The sequence below is a fragment of the Flexivirga sp. B27 genome (assembly GCF_052905685.1).
In genome coordinates, this window is record NZ_JBPYUM010000003.1 from 139,194 (window position 1) to 162,314 (window position 23,121).

Sequence of the window (23,121 nt, forward strand, 5' to 3'; positions counted from 1 at the left end):
TGACGATCATGGAAGGTGCACGACCCGTCCGCGCCCCGCGCGGGACGACGCTCACCGCCCAGTCCTGGGCGACCGAAGCGCCGATGCGCATGCTGATGAACAACCTCGACCCGGAAGTGGCCGAGCACCCCGACGATCTCGTCGTGTATGGCGGCACTGGTCGCGCGGCCCGTGACTGGCGCTCCTTCGACGCGATGGTGCGCACGCTGGAGAAGTTGAAGGTCGACGAGACGATGCTGGTGCAGTCCGGCCGTCCGGTCGGTGTCATGCAGACCCACGAGTGGGCACCGCGCGTGCTGATCGCCAACTCCAATCTCGTTCCGGACTGGGCGAATTGGCCCGAGTTCCGGCGCCTGGAGCAGCTCGGCCTGACGATGTACGGCCAGATGACCGCCGGGTCGTGGATCTACATCGGCACGCAGGGCATCGTGCAGGGCACCTACGAGACATTTGCAGCGGTCGCCGAGAAGCGGTTCAACGGAACCCTCGCCGGCACGCTGACCCTCACCGCCGGCTGCGGTGGCATGGGCGGGGCACAGCCGCTCGCCGTGACGCTCAACGACGGCGCCTGCCTGATCGTCGACGTCGACGAGTCCCGGCTGCGTCGCCGCGTCGACCACCGCTACCTCGACGAGGTCGCCGACAACCTTGACGACGCGATCGAGAAGGTCGTCGCCGCCAAGAACGATCGCCGCGCGTGGTCCGTCGGCGTCGTCGGCAACGCCGCCGAGATATTCCCCGAGCTGCTGCGCCGCGGTGTCCCGATCGACATCGTCACCGACCAGACCAGCGCGCACGACCCGCTTTCGTATCTGCCGGAAGACATTTCGCCGGACGACTGGCACGACTACGCGGCCAAGAAGCCGGAGGAGTTCACCGACCGGTCGCGCGCATCGATGGCCAAGCACGTGCAGGCAATGGTCGAGTTCCAGGACGCCGGCGCCGAGGTCTTCGACTACGGCAACTCGATCCGCGACGAGGCGCGCAAGGGTGGCTACGAGCGCGCATTCGAGTTCCCCGGCTTCGTGCCGGCATACATCCGCCCGCTGTTCTGCGAGGGCAAGGGCCCCTTCCGGTGGGCAGCACTCTCCGGCGACCCCAAGGACATCTACGCCACCGACAAGGCCGTGATGGACCTCTTCCCGGACAACGACCGCCTGCAGAAGTGGATGCGCGGCGCCAAGGAGAAGATCGCCTTTCAGGGTCTGCCCGCCCGCATCTGCTGGCTGGGCTACGGCGAGCGTGACAAGGCGGGCCTGGCGTTCAACGACCTGGTCGCCCGTGGCGAGATCAGCGCACCGATCGTCATCGGACGCGACCACCTCGACTGCGGTTCGGTCGCCTCGCCATACCGCGAAACCGAAGCAATGGCAGACGGATCCGACGCCATCGCGGACTGGCCGCTGCTCAACGCGCTGGTCAACACCAGCTCCGGGGCCAGCTGGGTGTCGTTGCACCACGGCGGCGGGGTCGGCATCGGCCGGTCCATCCATGCCGGACAGGTCTCGCTGGCCGACGGCAGCCCGCTCGCAGCGCAGAAGCTGGCGCGGGTGCTCACCAATGACCCGGGCATGGGGGTCATTCGGCACGTCGACGCCGGCTACGAGACCGCCGAGCAGGTGGCGGACCAGCGCGGCGTGCGCGTGCCGATGCGCGAAGGCTGATAAGGACGACCATGGCAGTCGGCCGCCGGAGCACACGATCCGGCCGCCCGCTCGAACGGCTCGAGGAGGAGTTCGTATGAATGACAACGGTCTCGATACGGGCTCGCCCAGCGGCTCGCCCTACTCGACCGACTTGGGTTTCGACCGGATGTGGGCCGACCTGGACCCGGTCGGGCGCGCGTCGTCCGGCGGCTACCGGCGCTTCGCGTGGACCGCGGAGGACCACACCCTGCGCGAGTGGTTCGCAGGGGAGTGCGCCGCGCGCGGACTCGACTTGGTCGAGGACCGGATGGGCAATCAGTGGGCATGGTGGGGTGACCCGGACACGGACGGACCCGGTGTGGTCGTCGGATCACATCTGGACTCGGTGCCGGACGGCGGCGCCTATGACGGGCCGCTGGGAGTCGTGTCCGGACTCGCGACCGTCGATGCGTTGCGGGCCACGGGATTTCGGCCGTCGACGCCGATCGCTGTCGTCAACTTCGGTGACGAGGAGGGCGCCCGCTTCGGGGTCGCTTGTGCCGGATCTCGGGTGATCACCGGTGCGATGACCGCCGAGCGCGCGCTCGGGCTGACCGACGTCGACGGTGTGAGCATGGCCGAGGCGCTGCGCGCCGCCGGGCGTGCACCGGACACGATCGGCAGGGACGACGAAACCCTGCGCCGGATAGGCCAATTCGTCGAGCTGCACGTGGAGCAGGGCCGGGCGCTGGCCGACCTTGACCCGGCCACGTCCGCCGTCGCGGTCGGCACCGACATCTGGCCGCACGGCCGCTGGCGGATCGACCTGCCGGGCACCGCCAACCACGCGGGCACCACCGCACTCGCCGACCGGCAGGACGCGATGCTGTCCGCCGCCGAGGTCGTCCTGGCTGCGCGGTCGGCCGCCGCCGAGCACGGATGCGTCGCAACGACCGGCAAGATCGCCGTCGAGCCGGGCGGCGTGAACGCCATACCCTCGCATGTGCGGTTGTGGCTCGATGCCCGCGGAGCCGACCAGAATGCCGTCAAGGCAACGGTTTCCGCGGTCGAAGCGGCGGCCCGACGCTTCGGCGGCACCCTCACCGAGGAGTCCTGGACCGAGACCACCCGCTTCGACGACACCTTGTCCGGTCGGCTGCGTGGCATCCTCGGCGAGCACACACCGATGCTCGGCACCGGCGCCGGCCACGACGCCGGAGTCCTTGCCACGGCAGGTGTTTCGACGTCGATGCTCTTCGTCCGCAACCCGACCGGTGTCTCCCACTCGCCGGAGGAGTTCGCCGAGCGCGACGACTGCCTGCGCGGGGTCGAGGCGCTGACGAAGGTGGTCCGGGAGCTCGCGTCATGAGCTCCTACTGGGCCGAATATGCACTGTTGCCAGATGGATTGGCGCGCGACGTGCTCTTCCGCATCGAGGGCGACGTTTTTGACGCGATCGAGACCGGCCGGCCACAGGGCGGAGCGCAGCGGCTGCCCGGTGTGGTGCTGCCGGGGCTGGCCAACACGCACAGCCACGCCTTCCACCGCGCACTGCGCGGACGCACCCACGCCGACGGCGGGACCTTCTGGACCTGGCGCGAGGTGATGTATGACGCCGCACGCCGCCTCGACCCCGACAACTACCTCGCGTTGGCGAGAGCGACCTACGCCGAGATGGCACTGTCCGGGGTCACCAGTGTCGGCGAGTTCCACTACGTCCATCACCAGGCCGAGGGGTCGCCATACGCCGATCCGAACGCCATGGGGGAGGCGTTGCAGCAGGCTGCCCGGGAGGCCGGGGTCCGCCTGACGCTGCTCGACACCTGTTATCTCGCAGGCGGTTTGACCGCCGACGGCCACCAACCGCTCGCTGCGGAGCAGCGACGTTTCGGTGACGCGGATGTGTCCGCCTGGGCGGACCGGGTCGCGTGCTTGCAGGACGACGCGACCAACCGGGTCGGCACGGCGATCCACTCGGTGCGGGCGGTGCAGCGCGAGCAACTGCGCGAGGTCGCGGCCTGCAAGCAGCTCGGCCGGATCGGGCGGACGATGCACGCGCACGTCTCGGAACAACCGGCCGAGAACGAAGCCTGCCAGGCGTTCTACGGCATGACTCCCGTGCAGTTGCTCGCCGATGCCGGTGCGGTTGACCGGGACTTCAGCGCCGTGCACGCGACACACCTGACGCGCGACGACATCGACACGCTCGGGCACGCCGGTGCCACGGCCGCCTTCTGCCCGACGACCGAGCGCGACCTGGCCGACGGCATCGGCCCGTCGCGTGAATTGCTCGACGCCGGAGCTCGATTGAGCCTCGGGTCCGACCAGCACGCGATCATCGACATGTTCGAGGAAGCCCGCGGCCTGGAGTCGCACGAGCGCCTGCGCACCCTGCACCGCGGCCGGATCCTGCCGTCGGAGCTACTGACGGCAGCCACGGCCCACGACACCATCGGTTGGCCGGAGGCCGGGTCGTTGCGCGCCGGAGCCAAGGCCGACCTGGTCGCCATCGACCTGGAGTCGCCCCGAACGTCAGGTGTCCCAGCCGAATTCGTGCTGACCGCCGCGACGTCGGCGGACGTCACCGACGTGATCCGGGACGGCGACGTGATTGTCGCCGACCGGCATCACCGCGTCGGTGACGTGGGCCGCCTGCTGACCGAAGCCATCGACAACCTGTGGGAGGACCGATCATGACCACTGTCGCGCTGACCGGCATCGGCGAGCTGGTGACCAACGATCCGACACACCCGGACGGTGACAGCTCGCCGCTCGGCCTGATCCACGACGCCGCGATCGTCACCGACGGCGACCGCATTGCCTGGGTCGGGCCCGCGTCGGCCCTCCCGGACGCGGACGAGCGGCGAGACATTGCCAGGCACGCGGTGATCCCGTCCTTCGTCGACAGCCACAGTCACCTGGTCTTCGCCGGTGACCGGTCTGCCGAGTTCGCGGCCCGGATGACCGGTGAGCCGTATGACGGCGGCGGCATCGCCGTCTCGATGGAGGCGACCCGCGCGGCGAGCGACGACGAGCTGCGCCGCATGGTCGGAGCACGAGTCGCCGAGATGCACGCCCAGGGCACGGGTGTCGTGGAGATCAAGAGCGGCTATGGCCTGGACGTCGACAATGAGGCGCGCGCACTGCGCATCGCTCGCGAATTCACCGACGAGACAACGTTTCTCGGGGCACACGTCGTGCCGCCGGACTTCCGCAACCGCGACTCAGGGCGCAGCGACTACCTCGATCTGGTCTGCGGCGAGATGCTCGCCGCGTGTGCGCCATACGCCCGCTGGATCGACGTCTTCTGCGAGCCGAACAGCGCGTTCGCGTTCACCGGTGAGGAGTCGGAGCGGGTGCTCCGAGCCGGCCTGGCGGCCGGTCTCGAGGCACGGGTGCACGGCAACCAGCTCGGCCACGGACCGGGTGCGCAGCTCGCGGTCGAGGTGGGCGCTGCGAGTGTCGACCACTGCACCTTCCTCAGTGACGCCGATGTGGATGCACTGGCCGGATCATCAACAGTGGCAACGCTGTTGCCCGGCGTGGAGTTCTCGACCAGGTCGCCATACCCGGACGCCCGCCGGCTGATCGACGCGGGTGTGAGCGTGGCGCTGGCCAGTGACTGCAACCCGGGCACCTGCTACTCCAGCTCGATCCCCTTCGCCATCGCAGTTGCCGTGCGCGACATGGGTATGACGCCCGCCGAGGCGCTCCACGCCGCGACAGCCGGTGCGGCAAAGTCGTTGCGCCGCAACGACATCGGCGTGATCCAGGCAGGTGCCCGGGCCGACCTCACGCTGCTCGACGCGCCGTCGTACCTGCATCTCGCCTACCGGCCGGGCGTTCCGATCGCGCAGGCTCTCCCGCTCGGATAACGGCTGTGCTCAGTAGCGGGTGCGTGCCTGGAGCTTGTCGATGAAGGGGTCGATCTCCGACTTCGATGCGCTGCTGAATGTCTTGGCGTCGCCGCAGATGCTCTGCGCGGTCAGCGCGAAGTCACCCTTGCGGTAGGCGACGATCCGGGAGCGGGCCTTGCCGTAGTCGACCAGGGACTGCGCCATCTGCACCTTCGCGCTCCCGTTGAAGCCGACGATGACGTTGGGCACCATGCGCGTCTTGCGGTCGTGATATTTCGGCGCGGACGCGGAGAGAGCCGAAGCAGTCTGCTCGGCGGTGTGCTCGAGAACCTGCTCGGAGGTGGGAGTGCGCTTCGTGCCGAGTCCGGCCGGCTGATCGAGGGTGACGACGCAGGTGTCCTCGACCCGCCATTGCAGGGTGCCGGCGCCGTCGGTCTTCAGCTTCTGCCACGAGGACGGCGTCTTCGGGTGGAGCCATGTCAGGTCCTTGGGCGGGGCGCCGGCGACGATCTTCGCCTGGACCTCGTCGGCGCTGAGCGTCGAAGCCGATCCACTCGTCGGCGCGGACGCGGAGCCACTCGTCGAGGTGCCTGCGGTCCGGCCAGCGGCAGATGAGTCCGGCGCCTCGGTCCCGCTCGTGCTGGGTCCGCTTGAACCCGACCCGCTTGAATCCGACCCGGACCCGAGCGACGTGACGGCGCCACCAGACGATCCGCCATCGCACGCGGCCAGGGCCACGGCCAGCAGCCCTGCGGCGGCGACGAAGGCCGCCCTGCTTCCTCCCCTTGTTCTCATGCAGACAGACCCTACTGGGTCGTTCGGGACCTGACGTCAAGTCACCGGCGAGGCACTCCCGTGTCGATCCCGCGGCGGACGTCAGAGCCAGTTCTTGCGGCGGAAGACGACATACAGCACCGCGGCGACCACCAGCATCAGCACGGTGCTGAACCAGAAACCCCAGTGCGCGCCGAACCCGGGGTAGGGGACGTTCTGGCCGTACCAGCCGGTGATCAGCGTCGGCACCGCGATGATCGCGGCCCACGACGTCAGCTTCTTCATGATGTTGTTCAACGCGGCATCACCGAGCGCGAGGTTGGTGTCCTGGACCGTCTCGAGGGTCTCCCGCAATGACTCCGACCACTCGGCGACACGCATCGTGTGGTCGTAGAGGTCCTGGTAGAACGGCAGCAGCTCGTGTTGCTCGTCCTCGCCCGTGACACGCCGGACGAGTGTGGTGGCGACCTCGCGCATCGGCAGCACCACCCGCCGCATGCGACCGACGCGCTTGTGCAGGGTGAACGCCTCGCGGGCGATTGACGGACCCGCGTGCTGCTCGGCGAAGAGCCGGTCCTCCAGGTCGCCGACCGTGTCGTCGATGCGCGTGGCGGCGTCGAAGTAGCCGTCGACCGTCGTGTCCAGGATCGCGTGCAACAGCGCCTTCGCGCCCAGCCTCGCCAGGTGCGGGTCGTCCTGCAGGGCGGAGTCGACGTCGTCGACCGGGAAGTTGCCGCCGAGGCGCACCGTCACGACGGCTCGGGGGAGCACGATGATCGACATACGGTGGAGGTCGTCGTCCGCGGCGAGGCCCGACACGGTGAAACAGGTGATGAACGAATATGCCTGGAAACGCACAGCTTTGGGCCGCTCGTGCATCGTGAGCGCGTCCTCGATCGTGTGCTCGTCGAGGTCGAGCGTCTCAGCGAGCTGCCGGATGTCCGCGTGCTCCGGGTCGAGCAGGTCGACCCAGGTCAGCGTGTCGTCCTGGGACAACAGGTCACGCACGTCGTGCAGCGAGACCTCGCGGTCGTCGAGTTCGCCGGACCGCCAGCGGCGGATCCGGCGCTCACAGGTCATCCCTTGCGGTTGATGCTGTAGCTCACCTTGTCGCCGTCGACCGTCTTGACCACGGCGGTCACCGTCTGCTTCTTGCCGTCGATCTCGACGGTGCAGTCGGTGGAGGCCTTGACCTTGGCCTTCAGATTGTCGTCGCACTTGACGTCGCCGACCTTGGAGCCGGTGGCGGCTGCGGCGACCTTCTCCTTGATCTGCGACTCCAGGTCACCCTTCTTCACGACCTTGTCACCACACCCGGCGAGCAGCCCGACGACTGCGACACCTGCTGCGAGACCGGCCACGCCACGGCGGACAGAGCTCTTCATGGAACCTCCAGCTGTCATGCTCATCACGGGCGTGAGTTTACGTGGTGGAGGTTGCCGCGGCGCGTCATACATCCCCGAGCAGCTGGAGCGGCCGCTCGACGGCGTCGGCGACGAAGCGCAGGAAGCCGCCCGCGACCCCGCCGTCACACACCCGGTGATCGAAGGTGAGGCCGAGCTGGGCGACCTTGCGCACAGCCAACTCGCCGTCGACCACCCAGGGGCGCTCGAAGATGCGGCCGACGCCCAGCATCGCCGCCTCCGGGTGGTTGATGATCGGCGTGCTGCCGTCGACGCCGAAGACGCCGTAGTTGTTCAGCGTGAACGTGCCGCCGGTCAGATCGGCGGGCGCCAGCGTGCCGTCGCGGGCCGCGTCGACCATCTGCACCATGCGCTCGGCGAGCTGCCGGGTCGTCAGTTGGTCGGCGTCATGCACGACCGGCACCACCAGCCCGCGCGGCGAGTCCGCCGCGAACCCCAGGTGTATGGCGCCGTGCCGCACGATCTCCTGCCGGTCGGTGTCGACGGAGGCGTTCAGCTCCGGGTGCCGGCGCAGCGCCGCGACGCAGATGCGGCCGAGCAGCGCGAGCAGCCCGCCGCGCTCGAGACCGATGACCCGGCGCGCCTCGACCAGCCCGGTCGCGTCGGCATCGACCCACGTCGTCGCGTCCGGGATCTCCCGGCGCGAGGTGGCCAGCTTGTCGGCGACCGCCCGGCGGATGCCGGTGAGCGGCACACGTGTGTCGCCGCTCGAAGCTGCTCGAGCGCCGGACAGACCAAGCTGGTCGAGTGGCCGGGGGAGCGCAGCGGAGGAGGGCGTATCGAGACCAGCTTGAGCGGCCGCTTCCACATCACTGCGGCGGATGACGCCGTCCGGCCCGGGCGTGATCGCGCGCAGGTCGAGTCCCTGGTCGGCGGCGAGCTTGCGCACGATCGGCGAGATGACCTTGGGTGCGGTGTGCGCGGTCGTTCCTTCGCCATTGACGGTCGAAACCGTGATTGACGGCGTTGCTGCAGCGTCAGTGGCGGTTTGAGCCGTCAACGGCGAGGCAGACGCAGGGGTATGACGACGCCGGCGTGCCGCGCGACGACCTGCCGAACCGCTCGCGCCGGTGTCGGTCGTGCCGTAGCCGACCAGCACCGCGCCGGACCCGTCGCCTTCCGCGCCGGAGGGGTCTGCGCCGGCATCGGCCGGCGATCCGCCCACGGAATCGACTGTCAGCAAAGCGGATCCGACGGTGATGGTGTCGCCCTCGGCGCCGTGGCGGGTGTGCACGCGACCGGCATACGGGCAGGGCACCTCGACGCTGGCCTTGGCGGTCTCGACCACGACGACGTGCTGGTCCACGACGACCTCATCGCCGTCGGCGACCAGCCACTCGATGATGTCGGCCTCGGTGAGGCCCTCGCCGAGGTCCGGGAGCTTGAAGGTCTGCTCAGCCACGGGCGCCCACTCCCGCGTAGGTCAGGTCCGGCTGGTCGTCCCACTGCAGCCGCGAGATCGCATCGAGGATGCGCTCGACGCCGGGCAGGTAGGTCTTCTCCAGCATCGGCGCAGGGTATGGCGTCGGCAGCCCGCTGACCCGCGCGACCGGCGCGGCCAGCGAGTGGAAGCACCGCTCGGTGACGCGCGCGGCGATCTCACCGGCGACGCCGGCGAAACCCTGGGCCTCGGAGACGACCACGCAGCGACCGGTGCGGCGCACGGAGGCGACCACGGCCTCGTCATCGAAGGGCACGATCGTGCGCAGGTCGATGACCTCGACGCTCCAGCCCTCCTCGCGGGCGGCTTCTGCGGCCTTGAGCGCGGTCGGCACCGACGGCCCGTAGGTGACGATCGTGACGTCATCACCGTCGCGGCGGACCTTGGCCTTACCGAAAGCCGTTTGTTTGCAAGGGAGCTCGATGTCCTGCTTGGACCAGTAGAGTGCCTTCGGCTCCATGAAGATGACCGGGTCCGGGTCGTCGATCGCCTCGCGCAGCAGGCTGTAGGCATCGGCCGCATCGGAGGGCGTGACGACCTTCAAGCCCGGAGTGTGCGCGTAGTAGCCCTCGCTGGAGTCGCAGTGGTGCTCGACGCCGCCGATGCCGCCGGCATAGGGGACCCGGATGACCATCGGCAGCCCGACCCGGCCGGACGTGCGGTTGCGCATCTTGGCGACGTGCGAGGTGATCTGCTCGAACGCGGGGTAGGCGAACGCGTCGAACTGCATCTCCACGACCGGCCGAAAACCGGTGAGGCACATGCCGATTGCGAATCCCACGATGCCCGACTCGGCCAGTGGGGTGTCGAAGCAGCGCTCCTCACCGAACTCGCTGGTGAGTCCGTCGGTGATCCGGAAGACGCCGCCGAGCGTGCCGACATCCTCGCCGAAGACCAGCACGTCGTCGTCGGTCTTCAGCGCATCGCGCAGTGCGGTGTTGAGCGCCCCGCCCAGGGTGACCGTCATCAGTTGGCCTCCGCCTCGATCTCTGCCGCGACCATCGCGCGGGCTTCTTCCAGCTGCGCCGTCGACGCCGCAAAAACGTTGTCGAACAACGACATCGGGTCGACGGTCGGGTCGGTGTTCATCCGGTCGCGCAACTCGGCCGCAGCCGCTTCGGCTTCCGCGTTGGTTGCGGCGACCACGTCGTCATTGAGCTCGCCACGCGCTCGCAGCCACGCTTCGACCCGGGCGATCGGGTCGCGCTCCAGCCATGCGGTCACCTCGTCGGAGGAGCGATAACGCGTGGCGTCATCGGCGTTGGTGTGCGCGTCGAGCCGGTAGGTGTGCGCCTCGATGAGGAAGGGACCCTTGCCGCTGCGGCAGTGCTCCAGCGCGACGTCCATGACCGCGAGCACCGCAGCCGGGTCGTTGCCATCGACCTGCTCAGCCGGGACGCCATACCCAATTCCCTTGTAGGCCAACGACGGCGCCTTGGTCTGCTTGGAGAGCGGGACGCTGATCGCGTATTTGTTGTTCTGGACGAAGAAGATCGTCGGCGCCTCGAAGACGGCGGCGAAGTTGAGCGCCTCGTGGAAGTCGCCCTCGCTGGTCGCGCCGTCACCGATGAAGGCCAGCGCGACGTTGTCGGTGCCGTGTCGCTTCTCGCCGTATGCCGCACCCGCCGCGTGGATCAGCTGCGTCGACAGCGGAGTGCACTGTGCCGAGGTCTTGGTCTTGATCGGGTCGTAGCCGCAGTGGCTGTCGCCGCGCAGCAGCGAGAGCACCTCGATCGGGTCGATCCCACGGGTGACCAGGGCCATCGACTCGCGGTAGGTCGGGAACAGCCAGTCGTTGCCGGTGATCGACATGGTGGCGCCGACCTGGCAGGCCTCCTGGCCGCGCGAGCTCGGATAGACAGCGAGGCGGCCCTGCTTGGTGAGCGCGGTCGCCTGCACGTCGAAGCGCCGGCCCAGGACCATCGCGTGCCAGATGTCGCGCAGCCGCGCTGCGCTCGGCATGGCGTAGTCGCGGCGGGCGCCCGCCTGCTCGACCGCCGCTCCGGTCGGATCGATCAGTTGCACCGGGTTGGGCGACGGCAGCAACGCAGCCGTCATCGCCTCGGCTGTGGTCTCCATCACACCAGTGTCGCGCGGACCGGGCATATTGCCACGAATGGTCGGGCATCGCGAGACGATTGGCGTCATACTTGCTGTATGTCGGAAGAAGTGTCAACCAAACGAGGCAGGAAGTCGGCCACGACTGGACGATCTGCGGAGCATCGGACCCTGGACGAGGTCGACCTGCAGATCGTCGGCGCCCTGGAGCGCGATGCCCGACTCTCGGTGCGTGCGCTGGCCGAGCGGCTGCACCTGTCCCGCGCGGCGACCTACGCCCGGCTGCAGCGACTGCTCGACGAGGGCGTGATCGAGGGCTTCTCCGCGCGGGTCGTGCCGCATCTGGCGGGGTTGCAGACGACGGCATACATCGCCTTGCAGATCGAGCAGAACACCTGGCGGTCGGTGTCCGCCGCGCTCGCCGAGCTGGACTACATCGACTCGATCTCGTTGTTGGGGTCCGAATTCGACGTGCTCGCGCTCGCGCACGCGCCGGACAACCAGGCGCTGCGGTCGCTGGTGCTCGAGCGGATCCAGGCGATCCCCGGCGTCATCGGCACGCGGACCTGGCTGTCGTTCGAGGAGATCCGCGGCGCCGGCGCACCGTGGGCGCGTTGAGGTGTCTTGAGTGCGGAATGGCGAGAGGCAATGACGACCGAGCAGAACGAACAGCCGACGCCCGCGAGACGACGACCAGCCCAGGCACGCCGTAGCGCGAGCTTGCGAGCGTGCGGCGGGACTGGGGTGCGAGGAGTCGAACGAGAAAACTCAGCGCAACAGGTCGCCGCGGCCGAAGAGCTCAGCCGTCGCAGCGGCCGACGGCGAGCCGGCATCGACGTCGGCTCCCGCCTCGAGCAGCAACCAGACGATGGTGTCCTCACCCTTGAAAACCGCTCCGGCCAGAGGTGATTGGCCACGGTCGTTGAGTCGGTTGACGTCGGCGTGCCGCTCGAGCAACGCCGACACGACGCCGGCCCTGCCGTGGTAGGCCGCGAGCATCAGCAGCGTGTTGCCGCTGGTGTCGGTCAGGTCCACAGGCATGCCCGCGTCCAGGTGCGCCACGAGGCCGTCGACGTCACCCTCGCGTGCGAGATCGGTGCGGGGGTCGACGTTGCCGGCCGAAGCAGCCACGCCCGTTGTCGCATCGCTCATAAGGCGACCCTAACTCACCGTGGCCGAGATCATAAGTGGGCGAAATCGCCCGGGCAGCTCAGCCGCGCTTGACCTTCTTGTCGGCCTTCTGCTGGGCCTCGGCCTTCTGCTTGGCCTTCTCGACCGGCGGCGGCACGTGGCCCGCGGTCCGGGTGTAGTAGTCGGAGGCCTTGCGCTGGGCGTAGGCCCGGAAGCCGCCCGCGACGGCGGAGGAGAGGATGGCGAAGATCGCGACCTGTGCCGCGGAGTAGTTCGGGTCGTGCTTGTCGACCGGCGGGGTGCCGCCGGTCGCGGTCTTCCACGTCGTCGTGGTCGCCTTCTTGGCGACCTTGCCCGCGGCGATCCCGGACACCGTGAGCAACACCTTGTATGCCATCCCAGCCATCTGGCTCATTCTCCGTTCCGTCGGCGGCGCGGTCGTCCGCACGCCACGCAGTGGGCCTCGACAAGCTCGGCCGTCTCGACGACAAGCTCGGCCGTCTCAACCCCGAGCCTGCCACACACCCGGCCCCCGCGGCGAGACGTGGCCCCCGTCAGGGGCGGCATACCCGCTTGTCAGGAGCAGGCGGAGATTCGTTCAGCCGTTGTTTACTATGTGTTGAATGGTCGCCTCGGGGGAGAAGAACGTCCCCACGTCGTTCTCCTCCCGCCTGTCCTGGGACACGGTCCGCTGGGGGGCGATCGGGCTGTATGCCGTCACGCTCGCCGTCTTCTGCGCGACGCTGGGCGTGCCGATGGACCGTGTCGGACTGACGCTGTGGATCATCGCCGGGCTGAGCACCGTCTGCATCGGCAAGGGCTGGCGCGCCTGGGGCCGGATGATGCTGGACTGGCTGCCGTTCCAGGGGATCCTGCTCGCCTACGACTACAGCTACGGCGCGGCGTCATACTTCAGCGGCAGCTTCGTCAACGGCTTCCCCGGTGAAGGTGCGCTCAACCGCATCAACATGCCGCTGCACGTGAACTTCCCGGTCGACCTGGACAAGTGGATGTTCGGCGGGCACCTGCCCAACCAGTGGTTGCAGGAGCACCTGACCGGCGCCGTCCACCAGGCGCCGTGGTGGACGATCTTCATCACGCTCTGCTACTGCAGCCACTTCATGGTCTCGCCGATCGTCGCGGCGGTGCTCTGGGTCAGGAAGCGCACGATGTTCCGGGCCTGGGCGGCACTGCTGGTCGCGCTCGCGGTGGCGGGCATCGCGACCTACTTCCTCTTCCCGATGAGCCCCCCGTGGCTTGCCTCCCAGCAGGGCTACATCGACGGCCCGGAGGTGCTGCGCCTGTCCGGGCAGGGCTGGGCGTGGCTCGACTTCCACGGTGCCGCGCAGGTGCTGGGTGACGCCCAGAACCGCTCCAACCCGGTGGCGGCGATGCCGTCGCTGCACATGGCAACGGCCACCCTGGTCGTCGGCTTCTTCTGGTTCAGCGCGCGCCGTTGGGTGCGTCCGCTGCTGCTGCTCTACCCGGCGCTGATGGCGTTCACCCTCGTCTATGCCGGTGAGCACTACGTCACCGACGAGATCGCCGGCGTCCTGTATGCCGTGGTGCTGCTCGCCGCCTGGCGGGTGCTGCACCGCCGGCCGCTGCACCTGCCGCGCAAGCTCGGCGGTGAAGGGGTGCTAGCGAGTTGGAAAGTTGCGGACCGTCAGACACTGCTCGACCCGGCCGACCGGCCCGTGGACGTCGTTCAGCACTGACGAGGTGAGTCCGAGGCCGGTGGGCCCGAAGGTCACACCCGTGTCGAGGCCGATCGCCGTCGGGTCCGGCTCGCGCACAAAGTGCAGCGTCAGATCGACATTCGGGAACATCAGCTCGGTCGGCCGCACCCGCGTCGCGATGCCGTTGGCTGTGTCGACCAGCATCGTGTATGCCGCGATCGGCTCCGCCGGCACGCCGTCGATCAGCTCGCAGTCGGTCCGCAGCCACACCTGGCGCCGCCCGTCGCGACCGCCCGGGACCGCCTGCGCCTGCAACGAGCGGATGTAGCCGCCCGGCCACTCCAGCGTGTTGTCCAGCTTCTCGGTGTCGTCCGGGCCCGGCATCGCGGGCAGTTCATTGCCCTCGACGGCGGACATGTCGGACTTCGCCAGGCGCCAGGCACGCGCCCGGATGATGGTCCGCCCGCCGATCGTCAGCGTCGCCTCGAGCAACTCGATGGTGCGGCCCGGGCGGATCGTCTCGACGTGAATCGTGCTCTCCTGCAACGGGATCATGCCGAGGATCTCGAAGCAGATGCGACCGATCTGCATGTCGTCGCGGCGCTCGTGCATCGCCAGTTCATGGGTGATCAGGCCGCTGATCGGAGCCATGTGCTGCTCGGTCTCCTGCCACGCACCCTGCACGTGGATCGTCGGGCGGTAGACGCCGGGGGAGACGGGCACGTAATAGGCGAGCGGGTCTTCGTCATACACGTCGGTCACGGGACAGCAGCGTAGGTGGCCGCCGACCTGTGTCGCGCCTCCGGTCACTCCGCCGGGGCTTGAACAGCCAGACCCAGCGCATCGACCAGCGCGGGCAGCCCGGACTCCCACCCGGCCGAGACGTTGCGGACCTTCCAGGAGTCGCCCCTGCGGTAGATGCGCGCCAGCACAGCCGCCCGCTCCCCGCCGAGTCCGGCCGGCAACCGGAAGACCTCGCGCTGGTCGTCGCCCTCGGCATACAACGTGGTGCGCAGGTCGGTCAGCTCACCCAGCGTCGCAGGCTCGTCGACGGCGACACCGAGCACGACGGCATGCACGTGCCCGCCGAGCTCGGACGTGTCGAACTCGATACGGCCGGAGTCGGACAGCCGCACGACGCCGTCGGCGGATCGGCGATTGTTGAAGAAGACCAGGCTGTCGTCACCGAGCGCTCGGTCGTCCGAGCCGATCTCGCACGCGATCAGGTCGACGCTGTTGGCGCCCGTCGCTTCGACCCGCAGTGTGACGTGGGCGCCGGACAACGGGGCGTTCTGCCCACGGGTCAGGGTGAATTCGGCCTGCTCCGGCTGCGCGGCGGTCGGCGGGACCGGCGTCGTCGGGGCGTAGTCCGGCAGGTGCGCGACACGGACCGGCGCGATGCCGCGCGCGGTGGGCGGCGCGACCCCGATCGCGGCCTGCAGCCGCTCGGCCAGCTCCACTGCCCCGTGCGGCCGGTCGTCCGGCTCTTTCGCCAGCGTCGCGTGGATGACGGCCCGCAGCGGCTCCGAGACCGAGTCCGGCAGGCTCGGGACCGGTTGTTGCACGTGCGCGAGCGCGAAACCGACCGCCGTGTCGGCCTGGAAGGGCAGGCGCCCGGCGAGCAGCTGGAACGCCACGACACCGAGGGAGTAGAGGTCGGACTGGGCCGTGGCCTCCTTGCCCATGGCGGCCTCCGGCGCCAGGTACTGCGGTGTGCCCATCACCTCGCCCACGCGTGTCATGGACGAGGAGTCCAGTGCCCGCGCGATGCCGAAATCGGTGAGTTTGGCGACGAATTCGTCGTCGACCACGATGTTGGCCGGCTTCACGTCACGGTGCACGATGCCCTTGGCGTGCGCGGCGTGCAGCGCGTTGGCGGCCTGCACCAGCAGGTGCACGGCGTCGGCCTCGGGCAGCGGCGCGGACTGCTGGATCATCGTGGACAGCGGGTCGCCGTCGACGAGCTCCATGACCAGGAACGCCGTGCCGCCGTCCTCGCCGTAGTCGTGGACCTGCGCGATGTTGCCGTGGCTCAGCTGCGCCGCGTTGCGTGCCTCGGTGCGGAAGCGCGCCACGAACTCCGGGTCGTCGGTGAGGTCGGTGCGCAACAGCTTGATCGCGACCGGTCGCGCGAGTACGGAGTCGGTGCCGCGCCATACCTCGCCCATGCCGCCGCCGGCGATCCGCGAGTCGAGCACATAGCGCCCGCCGACCTCGGCGCCATCGGTGCGTTGCATCGCTCGAGTCACCTCCAGAACCCTCCGCGTTTGGTGTGCAGCCTAACGACGTCCGTCAGGCGGTCGTCCGTTCCATCCGGCGGACGGTCCGGCATACATTGGAGGCCGAAATATCGCACGTCATCGAGGAGCAGAGTGAGCGGCCTGCGCGGCATGTTCGCCGACACCCGGCCGCTGCAGGTGCCCGCCTTCCGGCGGCTCTGGAGCGCCAACATCATCACCGTCATCGGTGCCCAACTGACCGTCGTCGCGGTGCCGGCGCAGATCTACGCCGAGACGCACAGCTCGGCATACGTCGGGCTGACCGGTCTCTTCGGCCTGGTGCCGCTGGTGATCTTCGGGCTGTATGGCGGGGCGCTCGCCGACGTCATGGACCGGCGGCGGCTGCTGATGATCTCCACCGTCGGACTGATCGTGTGCAGCGGCCTCTTCTGGGTGCAGGCGATGACACACGTCGACAACGTCTGGGTGATCCTGACGCTCTTCTCGGTGCAGCAGGCGTTCTTCGCGATCAACCAGCCGACGCGGTCCTCGATCCTGCCCCGGCTCATCCCGCTCAGTCAGCTGCCGGCGGCCAACTCGCTGAACATGACCGTCATGCAGTTCGGCGCCATCGCCGGGCCGCTGGTGGGCGGTGCGCTGATCCCGGTGCTCGGTTTCCAATACCTCTATCTGACCGACACGATCTGCCTGTTCGCGACGCTGTGGGCGGTGATCGCGCTGCCGGCGATGCCGCCGCTGCACGACGGCACGTCGAAGGCCGGGCTGCGTTCTGTCATCGACGGATTCATCTATCTGCGCGGTCACAAGGTGCTGATGATGTCGTTCCTGGTCGACATCATCGCGATGACCTTCGGTCTGCCGCGGGCGCTCTTCCCCGAAGTGGCCCACGAGAGTTTCGGCGGTCCCACCGACGGCGGGCTGGTCTTTGCGTTGCTCTTCGCCGCCATACCCGCGGGTGCCGTGTTGGGCGGGATCTTCTCCGGCTGGGTGTCGCGGGTGGAGCGTCAGGGGCTCGCGGTGGTCAGCGCGATCGTCGTGTGGGGCGCCGCGATCGTGCTCTTCGGCGTCGCGGTGGGGCTCGCCGACGGCCGGACCGACCTCTTCCTCGTGCTCGCGCTCGCCGGGCTGATGGTCGGCGGCGCCGCCGACATGGCTTCCGCCGCGTTCCGGTCCACGATGTTGATGGAGTCGGCCAGCGACGACGTGCGCGGTCGGTTGCAGGGTGTTTTCACCGTGGTCGTCTCGGGCGGGCCCCGGGTCGCCGACGTGCTGCACGGCGGCGCCGCGGCGGTCGTCGGGACCTCTGCCGCGGCGGCCGGCGGTGGCGTGCTGGTCATCGTGCTGGTGCTGGTCGCCGCACTCGCCATACCCGTGTTCGTGCGCTATCGCGTGATGCGTGACGCCGACCCGGCGCCCGCCGCCACGCACTGAGACCGGTCAGCGGACTCCGGTCGCGGCCAACTCGTCGGACTGGTCCGTCGGCGGGGCCTCCTCGTCGCCGTGGCCGGGCCACCAGGCCAGGTGGCCGATCAGCGCGGTCAGCGCCGGCGTGAAGATGCTGGCCATCAGGAACGCCGCCATCACGATGCCGCACGCCAGGGCGAAGCCCATCGACGACAACAGCGAGTTGCCGGCCAGCATCAGCGACCCGAACGACCCCGCGAGGATCAGACCCGCCGCGCCGATCGTCGGCCCCGCATGGCGTATGGCGACAGCCGCCGCGTCCCTCGGCGAGAGCCCTCCTTGTGCCTCCTCGCGCAGCCGCGACACCATCAGGATGTTGTAGTCGGTGCCGAGCGCCACCACGAACATGTACATGATCAGCGGCAGCATGAACATCAGGCCGCTCTCGCCCGCAATCCCCTGGAATATCAACGTGGTTGCGCCCAAGGTGGCCAGGAAGCCCAGGCCGACGGAGACCATGAGGTACCACGGCGCGACCAGGCTGCGCAGCAGCAGCCCGAGCACGATCATGATCAGGATCGCCGCGACCGGGAAGACCAGTGCGTAGTCGCGGTTCATCGCGGACTTGATGTCGACGTAGACCGAGGTGATGCCTCCGACATAAGCCTTCGAGCCGTCGGGCGCCGCTTGGTGCGCAACGTCCCGCAGCGGTCCGGCGACGGTGTCCAGAGCCTGGTCCGACTCGGGACTGTCGGCGAGGATCACCGAGAAGTCGGCGGTCTTGCCGTCCTTGGAGAACCGCGGGTCGGCGACCTGGCCGACGCCGTCGACCTTCGCCAGCTTCGTCTTGTATGCCGCCATGGCGGACTTGTCGAGCGTGGAGCTCGACTGGACATACACATCGGTGGGCTCCGTGGCACCGGCCGGCATGTCGCGCTCCAGGTCGTGCAGTGCGACAACGGATTCGGCGTCCTTGGGCATCGACGATCCGGCCAGGTCGAAGGTCGGCTTGAAGCCGAGCGCGCTGATCGCGAGGACCAGCATGACCACGCCGGACACGGCTGCGAAGACCGCGGGGCGCTTGCCGAGAGAACGGCCGACGGCGGCATACCGCGCACCGGTCGGCTCCTTCTGCCACGCCTTGCTCGGCCAGAAGACCTTCGTGCCGAGCAACGACACCACGGCCGGCACCAGGGTGAGGCCCGCGATCAGGGTGACCGCGACGGCGATCGCCAGCGACGGGCCCATCGCGCGCAGCATCCCCAGCGAGGACAGCGCCATGGCCAGGAACGCGATGATCACGACACCGGCCGCGGACGCGATGGCCTCGCCGACCCGGGTCACCGCGGTGACCATCGCTTGCTTCGGATCCTCACCGGCGCGCAGTCGCTCGCGGTAGCGGAACATCAGGAAGAGGATGTAGTCGGTGCCGACGCCGAAGAGCACGACGATCAGCAACTGGTTGATCGAGCTGTCCGCCTTCAGTCCGAAACCCTTGGCAGCAAAGCCGATCAGGCCGTTGGCGACCTGACTGACGATGCCGATCAGCACGATGGGCAGGAAGGCGATGATCGGGCTGCGGAAGATCACCAGCAGCAGCACGATGATCAACAGGATGGTCGCGATGCCGATGATGGCGTCGGAGTTGCCGGACGCCTCCTGCTGATCGAGCGCTTGCGCGATCGACCCCGTCGTGCCGACCGTCAGGTCCGTGCCCTCGACCATCGCATGCAGTTGACTCCGCACGTCCTTGGCGGTGTCGATCAGCTCCTGGTAGTTGCCCTGCGTCGCCTCCGGCGTCTGGAAGAGCAGCGTCTGCACCAGCTTCTTCGGCGACGCCGGCGCCGGGACGACCCGCTGGACGTTCTTGATCTTCTTGGCGGACAGCTCCGCCGCGAACGACTTCACCTTCGCCTGGTCGGCAGCGGTCAGCGGCTTCTCGTCGGTCCGCTGGAAGACCCCGATCATCGTCGGGGTGAACGCTGCCGGGAACGCCTCCTGCTGGATGTTCGCCGCCTGGATCGACTCGTAGTGCCGCGGCAGGAAGTCACTCTCGTCACTGCTGTTGGGCAGCGCGGGCGCGAAGGAAACGATGGCGATCGCGGCGATGATCCAGCCCGCGATGATCTGCCACGGATGTTTGACGACGTAGCGGCCGAGGCTGGCGAACATTGCTCTGCTGAGGTCCTTTGCGCGGTGTGGGGGGCAGGTGCGGGCCGCGACGGACTTCGGTGTGAGCTACGACCCACCATCGATCATGCCTTGCCGGCGGTGCGCCACGCATGCGACTAATGGCTCAACCTTCTCCCCCTTCAGTAGGAGATCACCAAAGCTGGTCGAGTAGCGGCGAGGTACGAGCCGCGGCGCATGCTGGTCGAGTGCCGGAGCGGACGCCGGTCGAGTGCCGGGGGAGCGCAGCGGAGGAGGTGTATCGAGACCCCGTACGTATCGAGACCATGCCCGCGTCGCGACCTGAGACCATGGCGCACGTGGAACCACCTGTGCTCTTCTCCGTCGCGCCCGACTACTACCGCTTCGCCGTCGCCGAGCTGCGCACCGCTTTGGACGTGACCAAGGCACAACGGCTCGGACCGGATGCCGGCGTGGTGCATCTCGGGTCCGGCACACTGCAGGACGTTGCGGACGCCTGCTGGGGTGGTGAGATCCCGCTGGTCCGGCACCTGGCACGTGCGGACGCCCTTCGGGGTGCGGGCAGTTTCGACACCGCGGACGAGCTGGCGGACTGGGCGGCGAGCGTCCTGCTTGCTTCGCTCGACGTCGGGGACACGATCAGCCTGCACACGTGGGACAGCGGCGACGCCGGGTTCGCGCCGGGCAAGGTGCGCCGCCCGTTGCTGGAAGCCCTGATGGACAACGGGATCCGCGTGGTCACCAGCGGAGCCGAGACGATCGGCAGCGTATGCATCGGCACCGAGCGGGTCGCCGCGGGAGTCAACTCCGCCGATGCTGCACTGTGCGACTGGCCCGGCGGCCGCATCCGGCTGGCGACCGTGCCGGAGCAGGTGTCGCGTGCGGAGTTCAAGCTCGAGGAGCTCTTCTCCTACGTCGGCACGCCGGAGGGTGACATCGCCGTCGACTTCGGTGCTAGCCCGGGCGGGTGGACGAGAATCGTGCATTCGCAAGGCTTTCGGACCGTGCACTCCGTGGACCCGGCCGCACTCGACGATGGGGTGTCGGCGCTGCCGGGCGTCATACATCATCGGGAGACCGCTGGCGACTTCGTCAGGGAGTATGACGGCGACCCGGTCGACCTCATCGTCAACGACATGCGCATGGTCCCGCAGCTGACCGCGCACACGATGGTCGAGGCCGCGCCGCTCCTGCGACCCGGCGGTCAGGCCGTCATCACGCTCAAGCTCGGCACCAACAACCCCGAGAAGCAGATCGACGAGGCGCTGGAAATGCTTGCGGCGGTATACGATCCGAGCTTCATGCGGCAGTTGCAGCACAACCGGCACGAGGTGACGCTGGTCGCGACCAGGCGGTGACGATCACCAGTGCAGCGCCTTGCGCGGCACGTCGGTGATGATCACGTCGGCGTGTCGGTTCTTAGCCCGAACGAAGTCCGCCTCGCTGTCGACGGTCCACACCGCGACCTGCATGCCGGCACCGTGGATGTCGCGATCCAGGCCGTCGTGCCAGTTGCTCGCTTTGGATGAAACGTCGTGGCAATGCTGCGTTTTCGCCTCAGCGATCGCCTCCGACGAGACGTCGGATGCCAGGCAGGAGATGCGGATGCCAGGGCTCGCCGCCTGAATGGTCGCTGCCGTGGTGCGCCATTCGAAGTCCTGGACGATCGCCCGGTCGGTCATCTTCGCCGCCACCAATCGGCCGACGAGCAGCCGCGCGGCCGCCCGCTGGTCAGCGGCTGACTCGCCGTGGTGCTTGACCTCGATGCGCAGGACCGCGGACCGGTTCGTTGACTTCCGGAAGGCGTCGAGCACCTCCGACAGCAGCGCAGGGCGCGAACCTACCTCGCACTGCAAGGTTTTCAGCTGCGCCCACGAAGACCCGGTGATGGTCCGGGTCGAGTGACAGTCGGTCAGGGTGTCGTCGTGGTGCATCACTCCCACGTGGTCGGTGGTGAAGTGCACGTCGCCCTCGATGTCCTGCACCCCGTGGGAGAGCGCACCGCGGAAGGCGGCCAGCGAGTTGTCCGCGCCGTAGTCGCCGCCACGGTGCGCGGAGACCGTCACGCGCGACGCGCCGCTGGCCGAGGGGCTGCCGGCTGACGTGCCTGTCGAGTCGGAGCCGCACCCGGCCAGCGCGAGGCAACACGCAGCCACCGCGCCGACCGCCGCCGTGGAGTGGCGCGCCGGGCGTCGCCTGGGTCTGGTCACGGTCACTCCTCCGGTGGGTCAACCCACGGTAGCGACACCGCGCAGGTGGCGACGTTCCAGCAGGCTCCAGGTCGAGCTGGTCAACAGGTAGAGCATCGCCGCGAGCGGCATCAGTGCCGCGAAGACCACCGATCCGAGCGAGAGGTATGGCGCCACCCGCTGCATCTTTTCGGCGGCTGCGGCAACCTCGGCCGGTCGGTCGTCCGGCAGTGTCAGCTCGGGCTGGTGTGTCTTGGCGTCCAGCACGGTCGCCTTCACGCTGACCAGTGTCGCACTTGTCAGTCCCGCCGGGGCGCGACGATCGTCGCGGACCGACACACGACTCCCGCATGTCGGCTCGGAGTGGTTGAGTGGCAGGTATGGCTGAGATGACAGACGTGACGACGGCACTGCTCGTCGATGCATTCACCCGAGTCCGCGACGGATTGCCTTCGCAACTCGACGGATTGACCGGTGATCAGGTGCTGTGGCGGCCGGCTGCGGACGCCAACCCGATCGGCTGGCTCGCCTGGCACCTTGCTCGGGTCCAGGACGATCACCTGGCAGACCTGGGCGGCGTGGAGCAGGTCTGGACGACTGGCTGGTCGCAGCGGTTCGCGCTGCCGTATGACGAGGCCGCGATCGGCTACGGGCAGACCAGCGAGGAGGTGGGCAGTTTCTCGGTCTCGGATCCGGAGTTGTTGCTCGGCTATCACGCAGAGGTCCACGAGATGACCGTTCGCGTGCTGCACACGCTGCAAGGTCCTGCTGACTACGAGCGCGTGGTCGACGAGCACTGGGATCCACCGGTGACTGCGGCGGTGCGCATCATGTCGGTTGTCGGGGACATCACCCAGCACTTCGGCCAACTCGCTTACGTGCGTGGGCTGCTCGCCGAAGCTTGAACCTCCCTTTACCAACCCGACACGCGACGTGCACGTCCTACCAGTGACAGATCGATCGACGAGTGATCGGTCGCGAGCAGGGATGGCAACGATGAAGCGCCTGTCAGCACGGACTGCTCTGACCGCCTCGGGCCTCGGCCTGACGGTCCTTCTCGCCGGATGCGGCGCCGGCGGCTCAAGCTCGGTCGCCGAGTCTGGACCGTCCGAGGCGAGTGCTGTCGAGACGGGGCCGGCGAGCGGCGA

At 68.7% G+C, this 23,121-nt stretch carries 22 protein-coding genes; 9 read left to right on the plus strand and 13 right to left on the minus strand.

Annotated elements, in window-relative coordinates:
• Nucleotides 1-8: 8 nt before the first annotated feature.
• The 4 genes from hutU to hutI all read left to right on the plus strand — a co-directional run bounded on the left by hutU (nucleotide 9) and on the right by hutI (nucleotide 5,500).
• A complete protein-coding gene (hutU, locus tag ACSZL9_RS12965) occupies nucleotides 9-1,664 on the plus strand; it encodes a urocanate hydratase (protein ID WP_446665923.1) in 1,656 nt (551 codons plus the stop codon).
• Between the two features lie 148 nt (nucleotides 1,665-1,812).
• Nucleotides 1,813-2,994: an allantoate amidohydrolase gene (locus ACSZL9_RS12970; protein WP_446666367.1), complete on the plus strand. Its 1,182-nt coding sequence runs from the start codon at nucleotides 1,813-1,815 to the stop codon at nucleotides 2,992-2,994.
• Nucleotides 2,991-4,322 (plus strand): formimidoylglutamate deiminase, encoded by a 1,332-nt coding sequence (locus ACSZL9_RS12975; protein ID WP_446665924.1) that lies wholly within the window; start codon nucleotides 2,991-2,993, stop codon nucleotides 4,320-4,322. The genes ACSZL9_RS12970 and ACSZL9_RS12975 overlap by 4 nt, the downstream gene beginning before the upstream one ends.
• Nucleotides 4,319-5,500, plus strand: a complete 1,182-nt coding sequence (gene hutI / locus ACSZL9_RS12980; RefSeq protein WP_446665925.1) for an imidazolonepropionase — start codon at nucleotides 4,319-4,321, stop codon at nucleotides 5,498-5,500. Before ACSZL9_RS12975 ends, hutI begins: the two co-directional genes overlap by 4 nt.
• Nucleotides 5,501-5,509: 9 nt before the next feature.
• On the opposite strand, the gene ACSZL9_RS12985 is transcribed toward hutI, so the two are convergent.
• From ACSZL9_RS12985 to ACSZL9_RS13010, 6 genes are all read right to left on the minus strand, one after another.
• Entirely contained in the window at nucleotides 5,510-6,277 is a 768-nt protein-coding gene (locus ACSZL9_RS12985; protein ID WP_446665926.1) for a hypothetical protein, read from the minus strand.
• Nucleotides 6,278-6,358: 81 nt separating this feature from the next.
• Nucleotides 6,359-7,336, minus strand: coding sequence for a magnesium transporter CorA family protein (locus tag ACSZL9_RS12990; protein ID WP_446665927.1), 978 nt, complete (start codon nucleotides 7,334-7,336; stop codon nucleotides 6,359-6,361).
• On the minus strand, nucleotides 7,333-7,641 hold the full coding sequence (locus ACSZL9_RS12995; RefSeq protein WP_446665928.1) for a DUF4333 domain-containing protein: 309 nt from the start codon (nucleotides 7,639-7,641) through the stop codon (nucleotides 7,333-7,335). Before ACSZL9_RS12995 ends, ACSZL9_RS12990 begins: the two co-directional genes overlap by 4 nt.
• Nucleotides 7,642-7,705: 64 nt before the next feature.
• Complete coding sequence (locus ACSZL9_RS13000) at nucleotides 7,706-9,082, minus strand: dihydrolipoamide acetyltransferase family protein (RefSeq protein WP_446665929.1); 1,377 nt, start codon at nucleotides 9,080-9,082, stop codon at nucleotides 7,706-7,708.
• On the minus strand, nucleotides 9,075-10,088 hold the full coding sequence (locus ACSZL9_RS13005; RefSeq protein ID WP_446665930.1) for an alpha-ketoacid dehydrogenase subunit beta: 1,014 nt from the start codon (nucleotides 10,086-10,088) through the stop codon (nucleotides 9,075-9,077). Before ACSZL9_RS13005 ends, ACSZL9_RS13000 begins: the two co-directional genes overlap by 8 nt.
• Complete coding sequence (locus ACSZL9_RS13010; protein ID WP_446665931.1) at nucleotides 10,088-11,200, minus strand: thiamine pyrophosphate-dependent enzyme; 1,113 nt, start codon at nucleotides 11,198-11,200, stop codon at nucleotides 10,088-10,090. The genes ACSZL9_RS13005 and ACSZL9_RS13010 overlap by 1 nt, the downstream gene beginning before the upstream one ends.
• Before the next feature lie 78 nt (nucleotides 11,201-11,278).
• Between ACSZL9_RS13010 and ACSZL9_RS13015 the strand changes: the two genes are divergently transcribed.
• Nucleotides 11,279-11,797 (plus strand): Lrp/AsnC family transcriptional regulator, encoded by a 519-nt coding sequence (locus ACSZL9_RS13015; protein WP_446665932.1) that lies wholly within the window; start codon nucleotides 11,279-11,281, stop codon nucleotides 11,795-11,797.
• Nucleotides 11,798-11,947: 150 nt separating this feature from the next.
• On the opposite strand, the gene ACSZL9_RS13020 is transcribed toward ACSZL9_RS13015, so the two are convergent.
• Together ACSZL9_RS13020 and ACSZL9_RS13025 are read right to left on the minus strand one after the other, a co-directional pair.
• Nucleotides 11,948-12,331, minus strand: coding sequence for an ankyrin repeat domain-containing protein (locus tag ACSZL9_RS13020; RefSeq protein ID WP_446665933.1), 384 nt, complete (start codon nucleotides 12,329-12,331; stop codon nucleotides 11,948-11,950).
• Nucleotides 12,332-12,389: 58 nt separating this feature from the next.
• Nucleotides 12,390-12,725, minus strand: a complete 336-nt coding sequence (locus tag ACSZL9_RS13025) for a DUF4235 domain-containing protein (protein ID WP_446665934.1) — start codon at nucleotides 12,723-12,725, stop codon at nucleotides 12,390-12,392.
• 208 nt (nucleotides 12,726-12,933) lie between these two features.
• On the opposite strand from ACSZL9_RS13025, the gene ACSZL9_RS13030 reads away from it, so the two are divergent.
• Nucleotides 12,934-14,028 carry a phosphatase PAP2 family protein gene (locus tag ACSZL9_RS13030; protein WP_446665935.1) on the plus strand — a complete coding sequence of 365 codons (1,095 nt, stop codon included), beginning with the start codon at nucleotides 12,934-12,936 and terminating at the stop codon, nucleotides 14,026-14,028.
• Here ACSZL9_RS13030 and ACSZL9_RS13035 read toward each other — a convergent pair.
• On the minus strand, nucleotides 13,951-14,751 hold the full coding sequence (locus ACSZL9_RS13035; RefSeq protein ID WP_446665936.1) for a thioesterase family protein: 801 nt from the start codon (nucleotides 14,749-14,751) through the stop codon (nucleotides 13,951-13,953). The genes ACSZL9_RS13030 and ACSZL9_RS13035 overlap by 78 nt on opposite strands.
• A 44-nt stretch (nucleotides 14,752-14,795) precedes the next feature.
• Nucleotides 14,796-16,226, minus strand: coding sequence for a protein kinase domain-containing protein (locus ACSZL9_RS13040; RefSeq protein ID WP_446665937.1), 1,431 nt, complete (start codon nucleotides 16,224-16,226; stop codon nucleotides 14,796-14,798).
• Nucleotides 16,227-16,361: 135 nt separating this feature from the next.
• Here ACSZL9_RS13040 and ACSZL9_RS13045 point away from each other — a divergent pair, with 135 nt between their 5' ends.
• Nucleotides 16,362-17,660, plus strand: a complete 1,299-nt coding sequence (locus tag ACSZL9_RS13045; RefSeq protein ID WP_446665938.1) for an MFS transporter — start codon at nucleotides 16,362-16,364, stop codon at nucleotides 17,658-17,660.
• A gap of 6 nt (nucleotides 17,661-17,666) precedes the next feature.
• On the opposite strand, the gene ACSZL9_RS13050 is transcribed toward ACSZL9_RS13045, so the two are convergent.
• Nucleotides 17,667-19,805, minus strand: coding sequence for an MMPL family transporter (locus ACSZL9_RS13050; protein ID WP_446665939.1), 2,139 nt, complete (start codon nucleotides 19,803-19,805; stop codon nucleotides 17,667-17,669).
• Between the two features lie 308 nt (nucleotides 19,806-20,113).
• Here ACSZL9_RS13050 and ACSZL9_RS13055 point away from each other — a divergent pair, with 308 nt between their 5' ends.
• Nucleotides 20,114-21,142, plus strand: coding sequence for an SAM-dependent methyltransferase (locus ACSZL9_RS13055; protein ID WP_446665940.1), 1,029 nt, complete (start codon nucleotides 20,114-20,116; stop codon nucleotides 21,140-21,142).
• 3 nt (nucleotides 21,143-21,145) lie between these two features.
• Here ACSZL9_RS13055 and ACSZL9_RS13060 read toward each other — a convergent pair whose 3' ends face one another.
• Both ACSZL9_RS13060 and ACSZL9_RS13065 read right to left on the minus strand, forming a co-directional pair.
• Nucleotides 21,146-21,994, minus strand: coding sequence for a glycerophosphodiester phosphodiesterase (locus tag ACSZL9_RS13060; protein WP_446665941.1), 849 nt, complete (start codon nucleotides 21,992-21,994; stop codon nucleotides 21,146-21,148).
• Nucleotides 21,995-22,012: 18 nt separating this feature from the next.
• On the minus strand, nucleotides 22,013-22,252 hold the full coding sequence (locus ACSZL9_RS13065) for a hypothetical protein (RefSeq protein WP_446665942.1): 240 nt from the start codon (nucleotides 22,250-22,252) through the stop codon (nucleotides 22,013-22,015).
• A 101-nt stretch (nucleotides 22,253-22,353) separates the two neighbouring features.
• Here ACSZL9_RS13065 and ACSZL9_RS13070 point away from each other — a divergent pair, with 101 nt between their 5' ends.
• On the plus strand, nucleotides 22,354-22,878 hold the full coding sequence (locus tag ACSZL9_RS13070) for a mycothiol transferase (protein ID WP_446665943.1): 525 nt from the start codon (nucleotides 22,354-22,356) through the stop codon (nucleotides 22,876-22,878).
• Nucleotides 22,879-23,121 lie beyond the last annotated feature (243 nt).